15 protein-coding genes are annotated in these 17,678 nt (G+C 57.4%); 7 read left to right on the forward strand and 8 right to left on the reverse strand.

All coding sequences use genetic code 11. From position 1 onward, the window contains the following. The 7 genes from ACTQXO_RS04155 to ACTQXO_RS04185 form a co-directional block, all read right to left on the reverse strand. The coding region (locus ACTQXO_RS04155; RefSeq protein ID WP_441545468.1) for a hypothetical protein at positions 1-630 on the reverse strand (630 nt) is incomplete at its 3' end. A gap of 164 nt (positions 631-794) precedes the next feature. Then, a complete protein-coding gene (gene rfbB, locus ACTQXO_RS04160; protein WP_441545469.1) occupies positions 795-1,736 on the reverse strand; it encodes a dTDP-glucose 4,6-dehydratase in 942 nt (313 codons plus the stop codon). A gap of 18 nt (positions 1,737-1,754) precedes the next feature. Next, complete coding sequence (locus ACTQXO_RS04165) at positions 1,755-2,978, reverse strand: glycosyltransferase family 4 protein (protein ID WP_441545470.1); 1,224 nt, start codon at positions 2,976-2,978, stop codon at positions 1,755-1,757. Positions 2,979-3,004: 26 nt separating this feature from the next. Then, positions 3,005-4,135, reverse strand: coding sequence for a glycosyltransferase (locus ACTQXO_RS04170; RefSeq protein ID WP_441545471.1), 1,131 nt, complete (start codon positions 4,133-4,135; stop codon positions 3,005-3,007). A gap of 86 nt (positions 4,136-4,221) precedes the next feature. Then, complete coding sequence (locus tag ACTQXO_RS04175; protein WP_441545472.1) at positions 4,222-6,018, reverse strand: AAA family ATPase; 1,797 nt, start codon at positions 6,016-6,018, stop codon at positions 4,222-4,224. 202 nt (positions 6,019-6,220) lie between these two features. Continuing rightward, positions 6,221-7,870: a hypothetical protein gene (locus tag ACTQXO_RS04180; RefSeq protein WP_441545473.1), complete on the reverse strand. Its 1,650-nt coding sequence runs from the start codon at positions 7,868-7,870 to the stop codon at positions 6,221-6,223. 138 nt (positions 7,871-8,008) lie between these two features. Further along, entirely contained in the window at positions 8,009-8,440 is a 432-nt protein-coding gene (locus ACTQXO_RS04185) for an RrF2 family transcriptional regulator (protein ID WP_154518293.1), read from the reverse strand. 223 nt (positions 8,441-8,663) lie between these two features. Here ACTQXO_RS04185 and sufC point away from each other — a divergent pair, with 223 nt between their 5' ends. From sufC to sufU, 5 genes are read left to right on the forward strand one after another with little or no spacing between them, the layout of a single operon-like run. Then, positions 8,664-9,464 (forward strand): Fe-S cluster assembly ATPase SufC, encoded by an 801-nt coding sequence (gene sufC / locus ACTQXO_RS04190; RefSeq protein ID WP_441033050.1) that lies wholly within the window; start codon positions 8,664-8,666, stop codon positions 9,462-9,464. Between the two features lie 12 nt (positions 9,465-9,476). Next, a complete protein-coding gene (sufB, locus tag ACTQXO_RS04195) occupies positions 9,477-10,889 on the forward strand; it encodes a Fe-S cluster assembly protein SufB (protein WP_154518287.1) in 1,413 nt (470 codons plus the stop codon). Then, positions 10,889-12,268, forward strand: coding sequence for a SufB/SufD family protein (locus ACTQXO_RS04200; protein WP_441033046.1), 1,380 nt, complete (start codon positions 10,889-10,891; stop codon positions 12,266-12,268). The genes sufB and ACTQXO_RS04200 overlap by 1 nt, the downstream gene beginning before the upstream one ends. Next, complete coding sequence (locus ACTQXO_RS04205; RefSeq protein WP_441033044.1) at positions 12,265-13,590, forward strand: aminotransferase class V-fold PLP-dependent enzyme; 1,326 nt, start codon at positions 12,265-12,267, stop codon at positions 13,588-13,590. Before ACTQXO_RS04200 ends, ACTQXO_RS04205 begins: the two co-directional genes overlap by 4 nt. Further along, positions 13,583-14,017, forward strand: a complete 435-nt coding sequence (sufU, locus tag ACTQXO_RS04210) for a Fe-S cluster assembly sulfur transfer protein SufU (protein ID WP_441033041.1) — start codon at positions 13,583-13,585, stop codon at positions 14,015-14,017. Before ACTQXO_RS04205 ends, sufU begins: the two co-directional genes overlap by 8 nt. 633 nt (positions 14,018-14,650) lie before the next feature. Here the strand turns inward: sufU and ACTQXO_RS04215 are convergent. Continuing rightward, positions 14,651-15,463, reverse strand: coding sequence for a transposase (locus tag ACTQXO_RS04215; protein WP_441033038.1), 813 nt, complete (start codon positions 15,461-15,463; stop codon positions 14,651-14,653). A gap of 403 nt (positions 15,464-15,866) precedes the next feature. Between ACTQXO_RS04215 and ACTQXO_RS04220 the strand changes: the two genes are divergently transcribed. Together ACTQXO_RS04220 and ACTQXO_RS04225 are read left to right on the forward strand one after the other, a co-directional pair. Next, positions 15,867-16,601 (forward strand): iron-sulfur cluster assembly scaffold protein, encoded by a 735-nt coding sequence (locus ACTQXO_RS04220; RefSeq protein WP_006235554.1) that lies wholly within the window; start codon positions 15,867-15,869, stop codon positions 16,599-16,601. A gap of 18 nt (positions 16,602-16,619) precedes the next feature. After that, entirely contained in the window at positions 16,620-17,624 is a 1,005-nt protein-coding gene (locus ACTQXO_RS04225) for a GGGtGRT protein (RefSeq protein WP_154518278.1), read from the forward strand. Positions 17,625-17,678 lie beyond the last annotated feature (54 nt).

Here is a 17,678-nt window from a genome sequence, read left to right on the forward strand (position 1 = left end):
CACGGTCTTGTAGCCCAGGTCGGTCAGGCCGGTCGACATGGCGCCTGTGACGCGGTCGAAGTTGTACCAGCGGCCCTCGACCCTCTGCTCGCCGTAGAGCATGGCGCCGTCACGGTAATAATATGTTCCGCTATCGGTCTTATTCCAGCCGTCGGCCGCCGAAACTTCCGCTAAGTCCTCGTCGGAAGGAGCGGTCGGCGAATCAACGTCGGCATCGGATTCGGTCCGATTACTATCAGACCCCTTGTCTTGACTGGAGGAATGATTGCCTTCTTCCGAATCGTCTGAAGAAAACGTATCTTTAGACTCCGACTGAACCTTATCAGAAGCACCGTCATCAGTGGTACTGTTGCCGTCTTCCAAATCTGATGAGGACGGGGAGGCAAGATTCGCAGATACATCAAGCTCAGGATAATGGCTTGAATCCCACGTTTCATCCGTAACCAAAGAAGAAACAACGAAGCCGCCCTCAGGCTGAGTGGCGTAGGGCGAAGGCTGTGCTTCAGCAGCGAAGGCTTTGCACGGAAACGCAAGGAGAGTGGATATCGCGAGAATACCCAGCCCAGCACGACAAATGGTCTTTCTTTTTGAAAGAGGGCAACTTCGCAATCTATATAAACGATCAGACAATTTAAATCCCTTCTATACGACTTAAGTCATTATATAAACGCATCGCCCACGCATAGTTTATTTCTAAACAGGTTGAAGCCATAAACAGCTCGCCAATTAAGATCTATTTAGTAAACAATTGCAGGATGTTACTAATGAGGTAATGTGAGCGTTCGTTAAAGAGGTCATTCACTAAAACATAGCCGTAAAACCTCTGCTGCGAAATCATTGTGAATTGGCATCCAATCGAGTTCGCACCGAAGCTTGCTCGCATCTATGGCGTAACGTCGATCATGCCCCGGACGATCCTTCACCCAGCCAATGTAATCCTCGCCCTTACCCATTGCTCTAAGAATAGTCTTGAGAACCTCGAGGTTGCTGCGTTCGCAATTAGCACCAATAAGATACGTTTCCCCAACCGTCCCTTTAGTCAAAATAGACCAAACGGCACGGGCGTGATCCTCAACATGAATCCAATCGCGCACATTAAGACCGTCGCCATACAACTTGGGGCGTTCACTATGTTTAATGCATGCAATGGAATGCGGGATGAACTTCTCGGGATGCTGGTGCGGACCGTAGTTATTACAGCAATTTGAAATCGTTGCACGTAGGCCATAAGTACGAATCCAGGCCCTCACGAGCATGTCAGAGGCCGCCTTGGAACTGGAATACGGACTACTCGGCCGATAGGGGGACTCCTCGGTGAACTTACGCGGGTCATCGAGCGCAAGGTCTCCGAACACTTCGTCAGTCGAAATGTGATGGAACCTCACATTGAGCGTACGTGCGGCTTCGAGAAGCCGATATGTACCATCAATGTTCGTTTTTACAAAAGGCTCAGGGTCGGCAATCGAATTGTCGTTGTGAGACTCGGCAGCGTAATGCACGATTGAGTCGTGTCCAGGAACAACTTGATTAAGGAGGTCTGAGTCACAGATGTCGCCAACAACAAGCTTCACTCTGTCCTCAGGAAACCCAGCGATGCTGTCAGGATTCGCGGCATAGGTAAGTTTATCCAGCACTGTTATATGAACATCCGGGATATTGCTCACCACGTAGCGGACAAATGCAGAGCCACAAAACCCACAGCCGCCGGTTACCAAGATATTTCGCGGCTCAAACATTATGTCCCTCCAGAAGTCCTAGCCAATAAGCCCCTCAATCAACCGCACCGTCTTGAGATACGAGTGCGGACGATCAAACTGCTCTTCTGCGATGGCTCGCGCTCGTTCCCCCATTTGCGCTCGGCGAGACGAATCTTCAATAAGGTCAATAAGGACCCTAGCCATACCTTCGGCATCTCCGGGTTTAACGTTTACACCAAACCCATCGGCCTCAACTTTTGCTCTAAACTCCTTGCTGCACGACGTATTGACCATAGGCTTTCCGGCGGCAAGATAGTCACCAATCTTGGTCACGATGCTCTGAGCGGCCTTCTCCACCAGCGAGTTGATCGTAATGTCACTCTTGGACAGCCAAGCAGCCATTTGGTCATACGGCAAATAGCCGTGGAAGGCTACAGAAGCACCGCAAGATTGCGCTGCGGCCTTAAGATTCTCACGTTCCGAGCCATCGCCCAAAATTTGAAGCTTAGCTTCGGGATGAGATTTCTGTACCAACGCCATGGCATTAACCAACGTCTCCAGGTCATAGCACGCGCTTAACGTACCGGCATAGGAAACCCAAATATCACCAGCAGGCTTATCAATCTGCGGAGCATTCACAGAAACGCCGGCATCAAACTCACATAGCTGGTTGCCGACATAAACGGTTTCACTCGGAATGCCAGCTCGTGCATCACGCAGACCACGCTCGCGATACTCATCCGAAGTACCAACAATGGCATGGGCCATCTGATATACGGCTTTGGCCTGTCGATAAAACGGCGCAAACAAGATATCGGAAAGAACGGGGACGTCGAACGCCACACGGAAGGCCTCAGGCCAAAGGTCATTAACATCGACCACAAACGGGATATTAAACTTTTGAGCAGCTTTACCAATTTCCCTGGCAACATCATTGGGTGGAATCTGGCAGTAAATCAAGTCGTAATCATGATGCCAATCGAAATACTCCGATACACGTTTGGCAACGACGTGATGTGCCCAGATACGCTGGGGACACATGTTCTTGGGGTAAAACGGTTCCTCAATAAATCGAATTGTATAGGCGTCAGTCCCGGCATTAAAGTGTTCAACGTCGCGTTGACGTTTTTCCCAATGCTGAAATCCCGAAGTAATAAAATCGACATCATAGCCATGTTCATGCAGCAACGTTGCAAGATATACATAGCGCGTTGCGCCCTTGACCTCATTGCCAAGCTTGGCATCTTGCGTATAGATGGCAATTCGCTTCTTGTCTGTCATATCAATAATCCACTCTCACAGCTTCGTTAGGCACTAGTCTTATCGCGGCGCTCCCCTTTTTCGGCAGCTCGACGATTGCCAAACAAACCGATACGCGAGAAAGCGAACCCAAAGCCATTAATGCGCAACGAATAGACGAACTCCGAGGCAAGATAGGCGACATATGCCACTTTATTGGCCGAAACAACTACACCGGTGAGCTGGGAGTATGTCTGCTTAAATGCACCGCTGATGTGCGACATGCCCGAAACGATTTCAGGATTCATGCGTTTAAACAATGCCGCACAGCGAGCCTTAAGTGCCGGATCCTCAAAGGCCCCCTGCTCAACAAGGCCACCAACATACCTAAAACCAATGGTATAGAAAGACTCAAGAATCCCCTTGTCGGAAATATTAAGTTCATCAACGATATCTGCCATATCATTCCAACGAACAATAGGGAGATCGCTTGCTTTTTTAGCCGAAGACGACGTAGGAAGATCTTCACGATAGCAATAAAACGAATCATCGGAATACACAATCGAGCGAGCCTGAGCAAGTGTTTGAATCAAGAAGGGATTGTCCACCCATCCGGCACCGGGCACCTCTTTAAAGCGAATTCCAAACTCATCCAAAAACGAACGCTTGTAAACTGCACTCCAAATGGAAGGGTGATGCTGGATCAGACGAGGATTATCCCGCAACGTAAACGGCTGCTTCTTTGTATTAATTCGCTTGTAATAGGCGCAGTGACATACGTTCTCCTGTGGAGTACCGGGCATACACACACGCCAATATGCCGACTTCACAACATCGGGCTCTCCGTATGCATGGGCAAGGTCCATCAGTCGTGCATACATACCAGGCTTAAGGTAATCATCGGGCTCGACAATGGCAATATATGCACCTCGAGACTCCTCAATACCACGATTGACCGTAGCACCATATCCCTGGTTCGGCTTATCAATAACGCGAATTCGGGAATCAATTTCCTCGTGGCGCCTCATGATTTCCAGTGAGTTATCAGTCGAGCCATCATTAAGGACAATAACCTCAAGCGATGCAAGGTCATCGGCCTCGATGCTCGTCAGGCACTGATCGAGATACTGTGCCGTATTAAAACACGGAACAATAACTGAGACCTCTATACGCTCATCAGAATGCAAATTGCTCGGCACTTAAACCCCTTTGGGAACGCAAATCAGAACTGTTTAATCCTAGCACAGCGGTATTAACCGCTAAAAAACTGCTCATACGCCCGCCCCTACAGCCGCTGGCATACTACGGACACATGCTGTCCATCAAAGCCAAACCCCCAGCGCATGCGGCCCACGGCAGGACGTGGCACGCGAATGTCGTCGAGACCGCTCCGCTCGATATCGAGCAATGCCTGTACTGACAGAAGCTCTAAGCCCAACGCATCGACATCGGGGTCGTACAGCATGCTGACCGAGATCAGCGGGCGGCTATCCAATATGCCAAGCGTATCCGCCGCATCAAAGGTATTGACGGTCGGAAACACCTGGAAACCCCCAAGCTCCGAACCGTGCGCTCGTTTTGTAACGGGGTCGGCATACCCAGGCAACCCAAAACAAAGACCCTGCAGTGCCAAACGAAAAGCCAGCAGCAAATCCGACTCGTCTCCATCGACGCCCAAGTCATTAATAATTGCGTCCAAAGCTCGCCTAACTGCACGCTCGTCTCCGCGGCAAAGACCCTCTTGGAAATCATCGATAGTCTCGGCACTCTCGGCAGCGCACTCGAACCATTCGATAATCACAAGACGCAGCGCATACCGGAGCTCGTTATTGGGAAGGCGCAGGGCGCGGGGCAGACTGCCGTCCGTCTGGTGATCGGTCGCATCTGTCGTCAGGAGTCCACTCAAATACAAATCGGTCCAAACACCTTCCGCTGTCCCGGCATCAGGCTTCACGGCGTCTATGCGCAGCGGCGCCTCAGCACAGCCATACGGATTAAGCAAATCAAACATTGCCGCAAGCCATCTTAAATCCCAGGCGCCCACAGTCTCGTTCAGACAATCGGCATAGCAACATACGTCAAAGCGCGTTGGCGGCAGGCAGCCCCGAGCCAAGAACTCAACCACACGCGTCGGGTTCGAACAATAGAACCCGCCAAACCGGTAGCCTTCGAACCATTCGCGCGCGCAAGCCAGTCTGTCGCTCTGACCAGTGTAATCTAGCAGCGCCCTGTTTTCGGCATCCGAAAAACCAAACCAGCAATCGCACCAGCTCGACAAGGGCGAAGCCAAACAATACGGGCAGTTGCGATGCGCAAGTGCCGCCCGTGCGGGGCCGGGTCGCTCCCCCATCAAGCAAACCAGCCGCAAAGAATCGGTAGAGGAGACAATGACGTCAAAGAGCAGGCGGTCAAGCAACTCGATAAAGCACGAGCCATAGGCGGCCTGCACCTGCATATGATTCGAAAACGCCGCGTCATACCCATCAACCAGCAGCACAACCTGTTCATTACATGCCATACGGAGGAGCTCGATTAACACGCCAAGAGCCGAATCGATTTCATCAGAACCGGCAACACCGCGCGCTACGCGCTCGATATGGCGCACGTCGCCGCGCGCTAAATCGGGAACATCCAACAGCGGCAACAGACGAGCGCACTCACGAGCGACGACATCGCGCATGGCGGCCTCGGCATCGGCGCCTCGATAGGAGGAAGCAGAAAAATCCAAAGCAATGACCGGATAGCGTGCATACTCATCACGATAGATGCCATCTTCTGCGTCCCATATTTGGCTACCGATGAACAGATTCACGCTCGACGAGCCGGGCACAGGACGCTCCAGATAACATTTGAGCATGGAGAGGTTCATACTCTTGCCAAAACCATGAGGCCGACAACAGAGCGCCACAGTCGATTCGCAATCTAAGATATCGGCAATAAACATGGTCTTATCAACTAAAACACAATGATCGGCGGCGTCGGCAAAATCGTGAATATCAATCGGCAGAACAGCATTTCCGACGGGATTGAGCAACTTCACGCCAAAGGTGTTATCAATATCATACATTGCCTGTTCAGACACCGTTTTATCTCCCCTTTTATAATAACGATGCCATTTTAGCGACCATCTTGATAACAATTTTATTGTTCAACAAATGATTCGGGTAACGGTAGAAATGACTCCATAAGGGGGGCATAACAAAACGATTCGCAACAAATAGGGGTCCGGTGCTATCGCATCGGGCCCCTATTTCAATCCCTAAGGCAAAAAACTCGCTGAGAGCCTACTTTTGGGCGTCTTTCTCCGCAGCGTCTTTGTTTTGCTGGTCAAGTTTATGCTTACCGCTCACAATAGACGTAGCGCCCAATGTGGCCAAGCTCGCGCTGGCAAGGCTCGCCATCAAAATCAAGTCACCCGTCTTGGGCATGCTGCCCTTAGAGGACTCAGTCGTCGTGGCTGAAGCAGTCACAACCTTGGTCTTACCCTGGTTCTGGTCGGCGGCATCATCAACCAGGCCCTTGGACCCATTGTCGTCCGTGTGCTTGCCATCCTTACCAAGGCGGGGATCCTTCGATTCCGCACCGTCTGATTCCGTGCCCTTGTCGGAATCAGACCCCTTAGAACCCTCGTCCTTCGAATCGCCCTTAGCATCCTCGGTCTTTTCCGTAGCGCCCTGGTCGGAGCCATCCTTCTTGGAAGACGAGCTGCTGTTGATGTCAACCATCAGCGAGGAGCCAAACATGGAGCCAAGTTGTTCGCTCGCAGAGGGTTTGCCATTCGTCGACGAGTCGCTCGAACCGGCAGTCGATCCACCGGCGGAAGAACCAGACCCTGCCGCAGCATCTGCGGAATTCGAAGGCGAGGCAGACCCCGCGCTGCCGCCCGATGCGACATCGCCATTTCCGTCGCTTGCTCCGGCATCGTATGAAGGAGCATCGACGGTATCCTCGTCAGCACCATTGGTATCGGCACTAGGCCCAGAGGGAGCAACGGGAGCGGCGGGCGCCTGGCTAGGCGCTGGAGTCACGGGCTTGGGCTCAGGCTCGGGTTCAGGCTCGACCGGCGGCGTCGCCGCGGCCTCGTCCTCGGTAATATAGACCAGGCAATCCTTAAGCTCGTTCTTGTAACGGTTCTTCCAGCCCTCGTGATATTGCGGCTGGCTCGAGTACTTACGGGCAACGTTATTGACCACGCTGCTGGAAAGCGCCGTCACAAATTCACGGTCGGTCATATCGTTTGTAAGATTTGCCCAGCGGAAAAAGTCCTGGCAGCCATAGGTGCCGCACATGTTGGTGATGCTCCACACCATACCCTTGACGCAATCGGCGCGGCCAGAGATATCAATACCAAGCGCGCTCTTGAGCCAGGCCTCGGTCACCGCGTAATAGGAGTTGTATGCATATGAATCTTGCAGCGCCGAGAACTCAGCCGGATCGGCGTTATAGGCGCCCTGGAAGGCCTCCTGTGCAATGCGGCCCAGATCCGTCAGCTGACCGTTCGAATGCATGGGGTTGCTTGCGTTGGAGATATCGCCTCCGCGGTCAATTGCAGACTTAAGCATGCCGTACTTGGCAGGATTGTAGTTATAGACCTGCTTCATAAACGGGACGAGCGACCAGCGTCGATCGAACTGGTAGTAACCGAGAGCGTTGTAACCATCGCCGTACGAAAAGCCCTGGTTATAGTTGCCGTGGCTCTCATACTTGGTAAAGTACTTCATCTCGCTGGTCACATTGACAAACGAGACGCCTTGGACCGACCTCAGCACGCCCGAGAAAGACTGCTGGGTATAAAGACCCTTATCGATATCGGTGGCATCCGAGGCAACGCCCGGCGTGGGCTCATCCGCAGCAGCGGGCGCGGGCGCGGCAACGGCGCCAAACGAAAGAGCCAGCGTCAATCCGGCAACAATCGCAGAATGCTTGGGCTGCATAAGATCCTCCTTGCATTGGTGTAGTTAAAGTGCAGTTTGCAAAGATAGATTTAAGTATCGCAGCAAGACCGATGTCGTACAACAACAACTCGACAAACGGTAACGCCCTCCGCGAAATCTTGAGGAATTGCGCTCGAGTTACAGCTTGATATCGAAGTTAATCTCGGGCACGGCCGCCAAGTCGGCCAACGTCACGCCGTCGACGTACTTTTCAATCACGTCGTCCAGGCCGCGCCAGAACTTCACAGTAGAGCACAGATCGCTGCGAGTGCAGTTGTTATCGATGCCATCGCATGCGACGGGCGCCGTGCTGCCCTCGACAGCACGCAATATATCGCCGGCTCGCACCTCGGCCGGGTCCACGGCCATCATATAGCCGCCGCCTTTACCGCGCACACTCTTGAGCAGGCCCGCCTTCATAAGCGGACGGACCAGCTGCTCCAAATACTTTTGCGAAATATGCTCACGGTCGGCAATCTCGCGCAGGGCGATTTTGCCCTCGGCGTCACCGAGCGCCGCGATATAAATCATCAAACGGAGGGCATAGCGGCCCTTAGAAGAAATGAGCATACCTACCCTCCCGTTGCGCTTAAGACCAAATCATCAGCAGAGTTTGCCCCCGATGCCAAGCGTGTGGGACAGACGATCCCGACTATTATGTCCCACATCTGAAAAGTCGAGTGGATTAGTCGGGTTTTCCCTTGACTAACGCCGAACCCATAGTAACTTTATTCCGAGAAGATTCCTAGGGTTTAGTACACCTATGAGTACACCATAAACAGAGAGGGACAGCATGAGCGCAAATCCGCTGCTTTCCATCGAAGGTCTGACCGCCTCCGTGGACGAGAAGACCATCCTCCACAACGTCAACCTCAACGTCGCCGCCGGCGAGACCCATGTGCTGATGGGGCCCAACGGCGCCGGCAAGTCCACCCTCGGCCACCTGGTCATGGGCGATCCCGTCTACACCGTGCAGAACGGGCGCATCGTCTTTGACGGCCAGGACATCACCGAGCTCACCACCGACAAGCGTTCGCGCGCCGGCCTGTTCCTGAGCTTCCAGGCTCCGGTCGAGATCCCGGGCGTGCCGCTGTCGAGCTTTTTGCGCGCCAGCATCGCCGGCCGCCCCGGCCTGGAGATGAAGGGCAAGGAATTCCGCCGTCGCGTCAAGGAGCTCGCGGCCGAGCTCAACATGGATACCGCTTACCTCAACCGCGAGCTGGGCGTAGGCTTCTCTGGCGGCGAGAAAAAGAAGGTCGAGATGCTCCAGCTTCTGCTGCTGCAGCCCAAACTCGCCATCCTGGACGAGACCGACTCCGGCCTGGACGTCGACGCCCTGTCCACCGTCAGCCACGGCATGGACGCCTACCGCAAGAGTTGCAACGGTTCCATGCTCATCATCACGCACAACACGCGCATCCTGGAGCACCTGGATGTCGACCGCGTCCACGTTATGGTCAAGGGCCACATCGTGCGCGAGGACGACGCCTCGCTGATCCCCTGGATCGACAAGAACGGCTTTGAGACCTTCGAGCGCGAGGCCGCCGAGCAGCGCGCCCAGGCCGAGGCCGTCGCTGCCGAGCAGCAGGCGTAAAGGGGCGACGCAATGACCAAGAACCGCACCGAGGTCGCGGACATCGACCGCAGCCTCTACGACTTTACCTATGGCGAGGAGGGATTCGAGCGCCTCGACGCCGGCATCACGCCCGACATCGTGCGCGAGATCAGCGCCAAAAAGGACGAGCCGCAGTGGATGCTCGACCTGCGCCTCAAGTCCCTCGAGATCTTCAATCGTTTTCCCGACCCGACGTGGGGCCCCTCCATCGAGGGTCTGGACATGGACAACATCGTCACCTACGTCAAGCCCAACACCGACCAAAAGCACGACTGGGAGTCGGTGCCCGACGACATCAAGAACACCTTTGAGCGCCTGGGCATCCCCGAGGCCGAGCGCAGCTACCTGGCGGGTGTCGGCGCGCAGTACGACTCCGAGCTCGTCTACCACAACATGCAGGACACCGCGTCCAAGATGGGCATCGTCTACTCCGGCATCGAGGAGGCCCTGCACGACCCGCGGTGGGAGCCGCTCATCCACGAGAAGTTTATGACGCTCATCCCGCCCACCGACCACAAGTTTGCGGCCCTGCACGGCGCAGTATGGTCGGGCGGCTCGTTTGTCTACGTGCCCAAGGGCACCAAGCTCGATTTTCCGCTGCAGAGCTACTTCCGCCTCAACGCCAAGGGCGCCGGCCAGTTTGAGCACACGCTCATCATTGTCGAGGACGACGCCGACCTGCACTTTATCGAGGGCTGCTCCGCACCCAAGTACAACGTGGCCAACCTCCACGCCGGCGCTGTGGAGCTCTTTGTGGGCAAGCGCGCGCACCTGCGCTATTCGACCATCGAGAACTGGTCCAAGAACATGTACAACCTCAACACCAAGCGTGCGCGCGTGGACGAGGACGGCGACATCGAGTGGATCAGCGGCTCCTTCGGCAGCCATGTGGGCTACCTCTACCCCATGAGCGTGCTCAACGGCCGCCGCGCCCGCTCGAGCTTTACCGGCATCACCTTTGCCGGCGCCGGCCAGAACCTCGATACCGGCTGCAAAGTCGTGCTCAACGCGCCCGATACCTCGGCAACCGTCGAGACCAAGGGCATCTCCAAGAGCGGTGGTATCCAGACTTTCCGCAGCTCCATCGTGGCCACGCCCAAGGCCGAGGGCTCCAAGGCAACCGTGAGCTGCCAGTCGCTCATGCTCGACGACCAAAGCCGCTCCGACACCATCCCCGCCATGGACATCCGCGCCAAGAACGTCGACATCGGCCACGAGGCAACTATCGGCCGCATCGGCGACGACAAGGTGTTCTACCTGATGAGCCGCGGCATCTCGGAGGAAGAGGCCCGCACCATGATCGTCAACGGCTTTGCCAACCCGGTCTCCAAGGAGCTGCCGCTGGAGTACGCCGTCGAGATGAACAACCTGATCAAGCTCGAGATGGAAGGAGCGATCGGATAATGAAACAGACCACCAACACGCCGAACGCATTTACGTCATCCGAGCTTCTGCAGTGCGACGTATCGGGAGCGACGAGCCCGACGACGCGTACTAAAGGTACGCGAGGAGGGTCGGAGCCCCGAGACGGCGTGCTGCAGGAGATCGGGGGCGTCAACGCGATGCCGGCCGCCACATGGGGCTGGCTCAAGATGAACCAGACCAAGCTCGAGCTTTCGGACGAACTTGCCTCCGCTCCCGCCGAGGCCGTTGAGGTCGAGGGCCTGGACGAGCAGATTCATGGCGCGGCCGACGCCTTCGACGCCGCCATGGACGCCATGGCCGAGCGCTTCCCCGAGCGACGCACCTCAGCCCCCGGCGACGCCGCCGACCGCGCCCGCATCACACCCGAGACCGAGCTCGACGTGCCCGCCACTTCCGTCTACCAGGCCGGCGCCATCAAGCTCGAGGAGGAACTCTCCCCCGCCGAGGCCTTCGAGACCGGCATGGGCGAGGCCGCCTACACCTATCTGGCCGACCATGCCACCAAGCGTATCGTCATCGACGTGCCCGCCTACGGCCGTGCCACGGTCACCGTGCGCGTGAGCGGCGTCGATGCCGCGGCTGCCATCGCCGCCATCGATGTCGTCGCCCGCCCGCAGGCAACGCTCGACCTGCAGATCGCCCTGGACTCCCCCGTTACCGGCGAGGGCGTCGTGGGCTCCGTGCTGCGTGTGTGTGCCCACGAGTACGCCACCGTCAACGTTGCCTGTACGCAGACGCTCGACGACAGCTGGATCGCGCTCGACGACACCGGCCTGTTCCTGGACGAGGGCGCGCGCGTCAACGTGCAGCACACCGTACTGGGTGCTGGCGCCAGCGCCACCGGCCTTGCCGGCGACCTGCTGGGCGACACCGCCAAGGTGACGATCGATACCGATTACCTGGGTGCTCGCAAACAAGTGCGCGACTTTAACTACGAGCTGCGCCACCGCGGTCGCAAGACCGAGTGCGAGATCGACGCCAACGGTGTACTGACCGGCACATCCAAGAAGGTCTACCGCGGCACCATCGATCTCGTGCACGGCTGCAAGGGTGCCGTCGGCACCGAGCGCGAGACGGTGCTCTTGGCCAACAAGGGCGTCGACAACAAGACCGTTCCCGTCATCCTCTGCGACGAGGACGACGTTTCCGGCAACCATGGCGCCACCATCGGCCACGTCCGCGACGAGCAGCTGTTCTACCTCGCCTGCCGCGGCCTTGACCAAAATGCCGCCGAGGACCTGTTCATCCGTGCCAAGCTGGAGGACGCCGCACTTTCCGCCGCCGACGAGCGCATCCGAGCCGCCGTCGTCCGCTTGGGCAACAACCTGATCGATAACTTTGAGGAGGAGCTCGCATGATCGACACCGAGCACGTTAAATGCGATACCTGTACTGCCCCCGAGCCCATGGAGTTCGACGCCAGCGATGAGGCCTCGCGCGGCTGGCCTACCATCGACATCGAGACCAATCCCTACAAGGCGCAGTTCCCACTGTTCCAACAACACCCCGAGATTGCCTTCCTCGATAGCGCCGCCACCGCGCAGCGCCCCGCCTGCGTGCTCGACGCCGAGCGCGATTTCTACCAGCGTATGAACGCCAACCCCCTGCGCGGCCTGTACTCGCTGTCCGTCGAGGCCACCGAGGCCATCGCGAAGGTGCGTCAGCAGATCGCCGATCTCATCGGCGCCTCCCAGGCCAACGAGATCGTCTTCACCCGCAACACGAGCGAGTCGCTCAACCTGGTCGCCAAGAGCTTTGCGCCCACGGTGCTCGAACCCGGTGACGAGGTCGTCATCACCATCATGGAGCACCACTCCAACCTGATTCCGTGGCAGCAGGTCTGCCGCGAGACCGGCGCCAAGCTCGTCTACCTCTACCCCACCAAGACCGGTCAGCTCACGACCGAGGAAGTGCTTGCCAAGGTTGGCCCCAAGACCAAGATTCTGGCCGTGGGTCAGATCTCTAACGTGCTGGGCGTCGAGAACCCGGTCAAGAATCTCGGCAAGCTCGTTCACAAGTACGGCGGCTATCTGGTCGTCGACGGCGCGCAGTCGCTGCCGCACATGCCGGTCGATGTGGCCGATCTGGGAGCCGACTTCTTTGCCTTTAGCGCGCACAAGGCCATGGGCCCCATGGGCATCGGTGTGCTGTGGGGCAAGATGGATCTGCTCAACGCCATGCCGCCCATGCTTACCGGTGGCGAGATGATCGATTCGGTCACCGAGCAGGACGCCGCCTGGGCGCCCGTCCCCGAGAAGTTCGAGGCCGGCACGCAGGACGCCGCCGGTATCTTCGCCACGGGCGCGGCGCTTGATTACCTGGTCAATACGGTGGGCTACGAAAACATCCAGGCACGAGAGCAGGCACTCGTCCACTACCTGATGGGCGAGCTCATGCAGCTCGACTTTGTCCAGATCATCGGCTCCATCTATTGGGACAACCACCACGGGGTCGTGAGCTTTAACGTCAAGGGCATCCACCCTCACGACGTCGCGAGCATCATGGACATGGACGGCGTCTGCATCCGTGCCGGCCACCACTGCGCGCAGCCGCTGCTCACCTGGCTGGGCGTCGAGAACCTTGCCTGCTGCCGCGCCAGCGTGGCCTTCTACAACGACAAGGCCGATATCGATAAGTTCATCGCCGGCCTGCATCACGTTTGGAGCACGTTCAATGGGTAATCTGTACACCTCCACCACGTTTATGGAGCACAACTCCCACCCCGACTATAAGTACAAGATGGATGCCCCCACGCACGAGCACGACGGCATCAACCCCAGCTGCGGCGATGAGCTCACCTTGCAGCTGCGTGTCGAGAACGATGTAATCGAGGAGGCCTCGTTTACCGGGCACGGCTGCGCCATCAGCCAGGCCAGCGCCGACATCATGGCCGACCTCATCACGGGCGAAACGGTCGAGGAGGCTCGTCGTCTGGCAGGGCTTTTCCTTGCCATGATCCGCGGCGAGGAGCTCTCCGAGGAAGACTTGGAAGACTTGGACGAGGCTGCTCAGCTCCAGGACATCTCACACATGCCCGCCCGCGTCAAATGCGCCGAGCTCGCCTGGCGCACCCTCGACGGCATGCTCGAGGGTCAGGCTAACCAGTAACGGATGCCCCGAATCCAAGGTTTTTGATTGCCGAGCCGCCCGATACGGGCGGCTCGGCTTTTTCATAACGAGCGCACGCGCAGCCACGCTTCCGGCGCCCAATCTGTCATTTATCGCACGGCCAACTGCAAGCACAAGCGTTTTTCACAGTACAAAAGGCTTGCCACAGGGCCACGGGGCACGCCGAGCAAAGCGCCAGGCACCGTCCTACTAGGCTCCGGCTCGCCTCCTGCCTGCCGCAGACGGGTCCCATAGGGTGCGGCGTGCATTTTTGCGAGTTTTCAGCACGCAAAGCTATGTGCATACAAATCACGAGCATAAATTAGCGCCTTCGGGCGCGTATATATTGCGTTTTAGGACAGGCATTACGGTCTACGGGGACGCAAACGCGTGCTTCGGGGCGTATTGGCAGACAAATAATTGTCTCGGGGCCCGCAAGTTGCAAGGTTATAGTAGTTCCGACAGCACTACGATGCTGAAAACTCCGCTTTTTGCACGGCGTGGACGGGGGTAGGCACGGGCAAAACCGGACTGAGCTATTGTTTTATGCAAGACGGCAATCATTCTATGCATATTTAGAAGTGTAGCTAACGTCCAAGCATTTAGAATGATGGTCCCAGTGGGCAGACAGCCCTATCCCAGGCTGTCATCAGTCCGCACCGCCGTTCGAGCACGGGCGCGCACAATACGAGAAGCGGTACTTTTGCTTATCCCCGTATACCGCTCAATCTGGCGCACCGTAAAACCAGCATCGTGCAAGCCAAGAATAACGATATTGCGCTGCGCCGGCGGCGCCGCTTTAACCCCCTGGAGCGCAACCCCGCATCCCTTCGCCAACTCGTCGGCAAAGGCGCGCCGCTCCAACTCCATCTCTACCAAATCGCGCATCGCCGGATCGCCGCCGTCGGGCGTCGAAAGCGAATAGGCAATAAAGGCCTTGGCAGAACCAAAAAGCTCAAGCACGCAAGAAGGATCGGAAAATCCCCTCGTAGCATCTGCCTCGTCGCCGTCGTAAACGCGCAGATGCTCCGCAAAGCTGCTCCAGGGATAACGCTCAATTAGGTTGATGCCCGCATCCTGCGGATCGGCGTGAACGGAGCGAACAGCCTCCATCACCTGCCGGTCGGTATCGAGCGAACAGCGCTCAAAACGTTCCCGGAACAGGCAGCCCGAACGCCCGGTACGCTTATTGAACCGACGAGCATACGTCAACAGCAGGCGTTGGATGGCTGCACTCATGTTGTCCTCATAATCCAGAAGTACCAGATCAACATGGTCGCCCATGAGGCACCACGCCACAATCGTTACCTGGGCATCGCGGCAGCAGTCGCGCATCAGCTCCAAAAACTCCCACCGGTCCTCGTCGCTCTCAAAGATCAGCTGACTGCCCATACCGCGGGCACAGACATGGTAAAAACCGGTGATCGTTTTCCAAACACGCTGCATGGCGCTCCCTTCGCCGGGACATGCTTACCATCCAATACATCACGATTGAAACGTGCCATCAAAACATTCACGCAAAATGGCACCCGTCGACGGTAAAAGGCGGCAAACCGACGGCGAATGGCATCATAACCACAGGCTAGACACCGCAACACGGGCAAGAACTAACCAATAACTTGACCAGAACTGACCCCCTATAACGTATCGCATAACCGCAACCAAGCTTGTTAAATCGTTTCAATTGAAAGTTCCGCGCTTCTCGTTACGAAAACTGCGCCGTTCGCCGAATATTCCGTGCATTTCGCGGTATTATAGGGGCTGCATGTCATGTCCCTTTCGAAGGGTCGCCCGGCAATCACCAGCCACGACCTCCAGACGGGACGCCAACACGATAGAGAGGAGAGGCATGCAGTACTCACAGGAAGTGGAGAACATGTGCCCCGTTGCCAAGGGTGCATACCACGGCCCCGCACCCATCCCCGAGGAGGGCAAGTGGGTCCAGGCTAAGGAGATTTCCGACATCTCCGGTCTTACGCACGGTGTGGGTTGGTGCGCACCTCAGCAGGGCGCCTGCAAGCTCACGCTGAACGTCAAGGACGGCATCATCGAGGAGGCCCTCGTTGAGACCATCGGCTGCTCGGGCATGACCCACTCTGCTGCCATGGCTTCCGAGATCCTTCCCGGCAAGACCATCCTCGAGGCCCTCAACACCGACCTCGTCTGCGACGCCATCAACGTTGCTATGCGCGAGATCTTCCTGCAGATCGTTTACGGCCGCAGCCAGACCGCGTTCTCCGAGGGCGGCCTGCCCGTGGGCGCCTCCCTCGACGACCTCGGCAAGGGTCTTCGCTCTCAGGTCGGCACCATGTTCGGCACCAAGGCCAAGGGCGCTCGTTACCTCGAGCTCGCTCAGGGCTACGTCACCCGCATGGCTCTCAACGACAAGAACGAGATCATCGCGTTCGAGTTCCTGAACCTCGGCAAGTTCACCGACGCCGTCAAGGCCGGCAAGACTCCCGAGGAGGCCATCGCTGGCGCCATGGGCCACTATGGTCAGTGGGAGAACGCTGCCAAGTACATCGACCCGCGCACCGACGAGGAGACTCACTCCGTCGCCAGCGTGTTCCCGGTTCACGAGTAGAAAGGGAGGGAAATAACTATGACTGTTACGTTCGAAGGTTACGAGCGCCGCGCTGACAAGATCAACAAGTGCCTCGCCGACAACGGCATCGCCTCCCTCGAGGAAGCTCTGCAGATCTGCACCGACAAGGGCTTCAACCCGCGTGAGATCGTCAACAACACCCAGTCCATCGCCTTCCAGAACGCCGAGTGGGCCTACACCCTCGGTTGCGCTCTCGCTGTCAAGCGTGGCGCCAAGAACGCTTCTGAGGCTGCCGCCATCATCGGCGAGGGCATCCAGGCCTTCACCGTTCCCGGCTCCGTCGCCGAGGACCGCAAGGTCGGTCTGGGCCACGGCAACCTGGGCGCCATGCTGCTCTCCGACGACACCGAGTGCTTCGCCTTCCTGGCCGGCCACGAGTCCTTCGCTGCCGCTGAGGGCGCTATCGGCCTGGCTCTGAACGCCAACAAGGCTCGTAAGAAGCCGCTGCGCGTTATCCTCAACGGTCTGGGCAAGGACGCCGCCCAGATCATCGCCCGCATCAACGGCTTCACCTACGTGAAGACCCAGTTCGACTACTACACGGGCGAGCTCAAGGTCGTCGAGACCATCCCCTACTCCGATGGTCCCCGTGCTGCCGTTAACTGCTACGGCTCCGACGACGTCCGTGAGGGCGTTGCCATCATGTGGCACGAGAACGTCGACATCTCGATCACCGGTAACTCCACCAACCCCACGCGCTTCCAGCACCCCGTCGCTGGCACCTACAAGAAGGAGCGCATCGAGGCTGGCAAGAAGTACTTCTCCGTCGCCTCTGGTGGCGGCACTGGCCGTACCCTGCACCCGGACAACATGGGCGCCGGCCCTGCCTCTTACGGCATGACCGACACCATGGGCCGTATGCACTCCGACGCCCAGTTCGCCGGTTCTTCCTCCGTGCCTGCGCACGTCGACATGATGGGTCTCATCGGCATGGGCAACAACCCCATGGTCGGTGCCACCGTCGCCTGCGCTGTCGCCGTCGAGGAGGCCCTCAAGGCCTAATCGCGCCCGCGCGATGCTCATATAGTTGAGCTTTGGAGCCGCTATCCACCCGGG

Origin of the sequence: Collinsella sp. LCP19S3_D5 (genome assembly GCF_052121415.1) — a bacterium.
Taxonomy (GTDB): domain Bacteria; phylum Actinomycetota; class Coriobacteriia; order Coriobacteriales; family Coriobacteriaceae; genus Collinsella.

Bases quoted from the DNA above. Each gene is read 5' to 3' on its own strand.
- sufU (WP_441033041.1), top strand. From the start codon at position 13,583: ATGGGTAATCTGTACACCTCCACCACGTTTATGGAGCACAACTCCCAC.
- ACTQXO_RS04165 (WP_441545470.1), bottom strand. From the start codon at position 2,978: ATGACAGACAAGAAGCGAATTGCCATCTATACGCAAGATGCCAAGCTT.
- ACTQXO_RS04220 (WP_006235554.1), top strand. From the start codon at position 15,867: ATGCAGTACTCACAGGAAGTGGAGAACATGTGCCCCGTTGCCAAGGGT.
- ACTQXO_RS04225 (WP_154518278.1), top strand. From the start codon at position 16,620: ATGACTGTTACGTTCGAAGGTTACGAGCGCCGCGCTGACAAGATCAAC.
- ACTQXO_RS04180 (WP_441545473.1), bottom strand. From the start codon at position 7,870: ATGCAGCCCAAGCATTCTGCGATTGTTGCCGGATTGACGCTGGCTCTT.
- ACTQXO_RS04185 (WP_154518293.1), bottom strand. From the start codon at position 8,440: ATGCTCATTTCTTCTAAGGGCCGCTATGCCCTCCGTTTGATGATTTAT.
- ACTQXO_RS04215 (WP_441033038.1), bottom strand. From the start codon at position 15,463: ATGCAGCGTGTTTGGAAAACGATCACCGGTTTTTACCATGTCTGTGCC.
- ACTQXO_RS04205 (WP_441033044.1), top strand. From the start codon at position 12,265: ATGATCGACACCGAGCACGTTAAATGCGATACCTGTACTGCCCCCGAG.
- sufB (WP_154518287.1), top strand. From the start codon at position 9,477: ATGACCAAGAACCGCACCGAGGTCGCGGACATCGACCGCAGCCTCTAC.
- sufC (WP_441033050.1), top strand. From the start codon at position 8,664: ATGAGCGCAAATCCGCTGCTTTCCATCGAAGGTCTGACCGCCTCCGTG.
- rfbB (WP_441545469.1), bottom strand. From the start codon at position 1,736: ATGTTTGAGCCGCGAAATATCTTGGTAACCGGCGGCTGTGGGTTTTGT.
- ACTQXO_RS04200 (WP_441033046.1), top strand. From the start codon at position 10,889: ATGAAACAGACCACCAACACGCCGAACGCATTTACGTCATCCGAGCTT.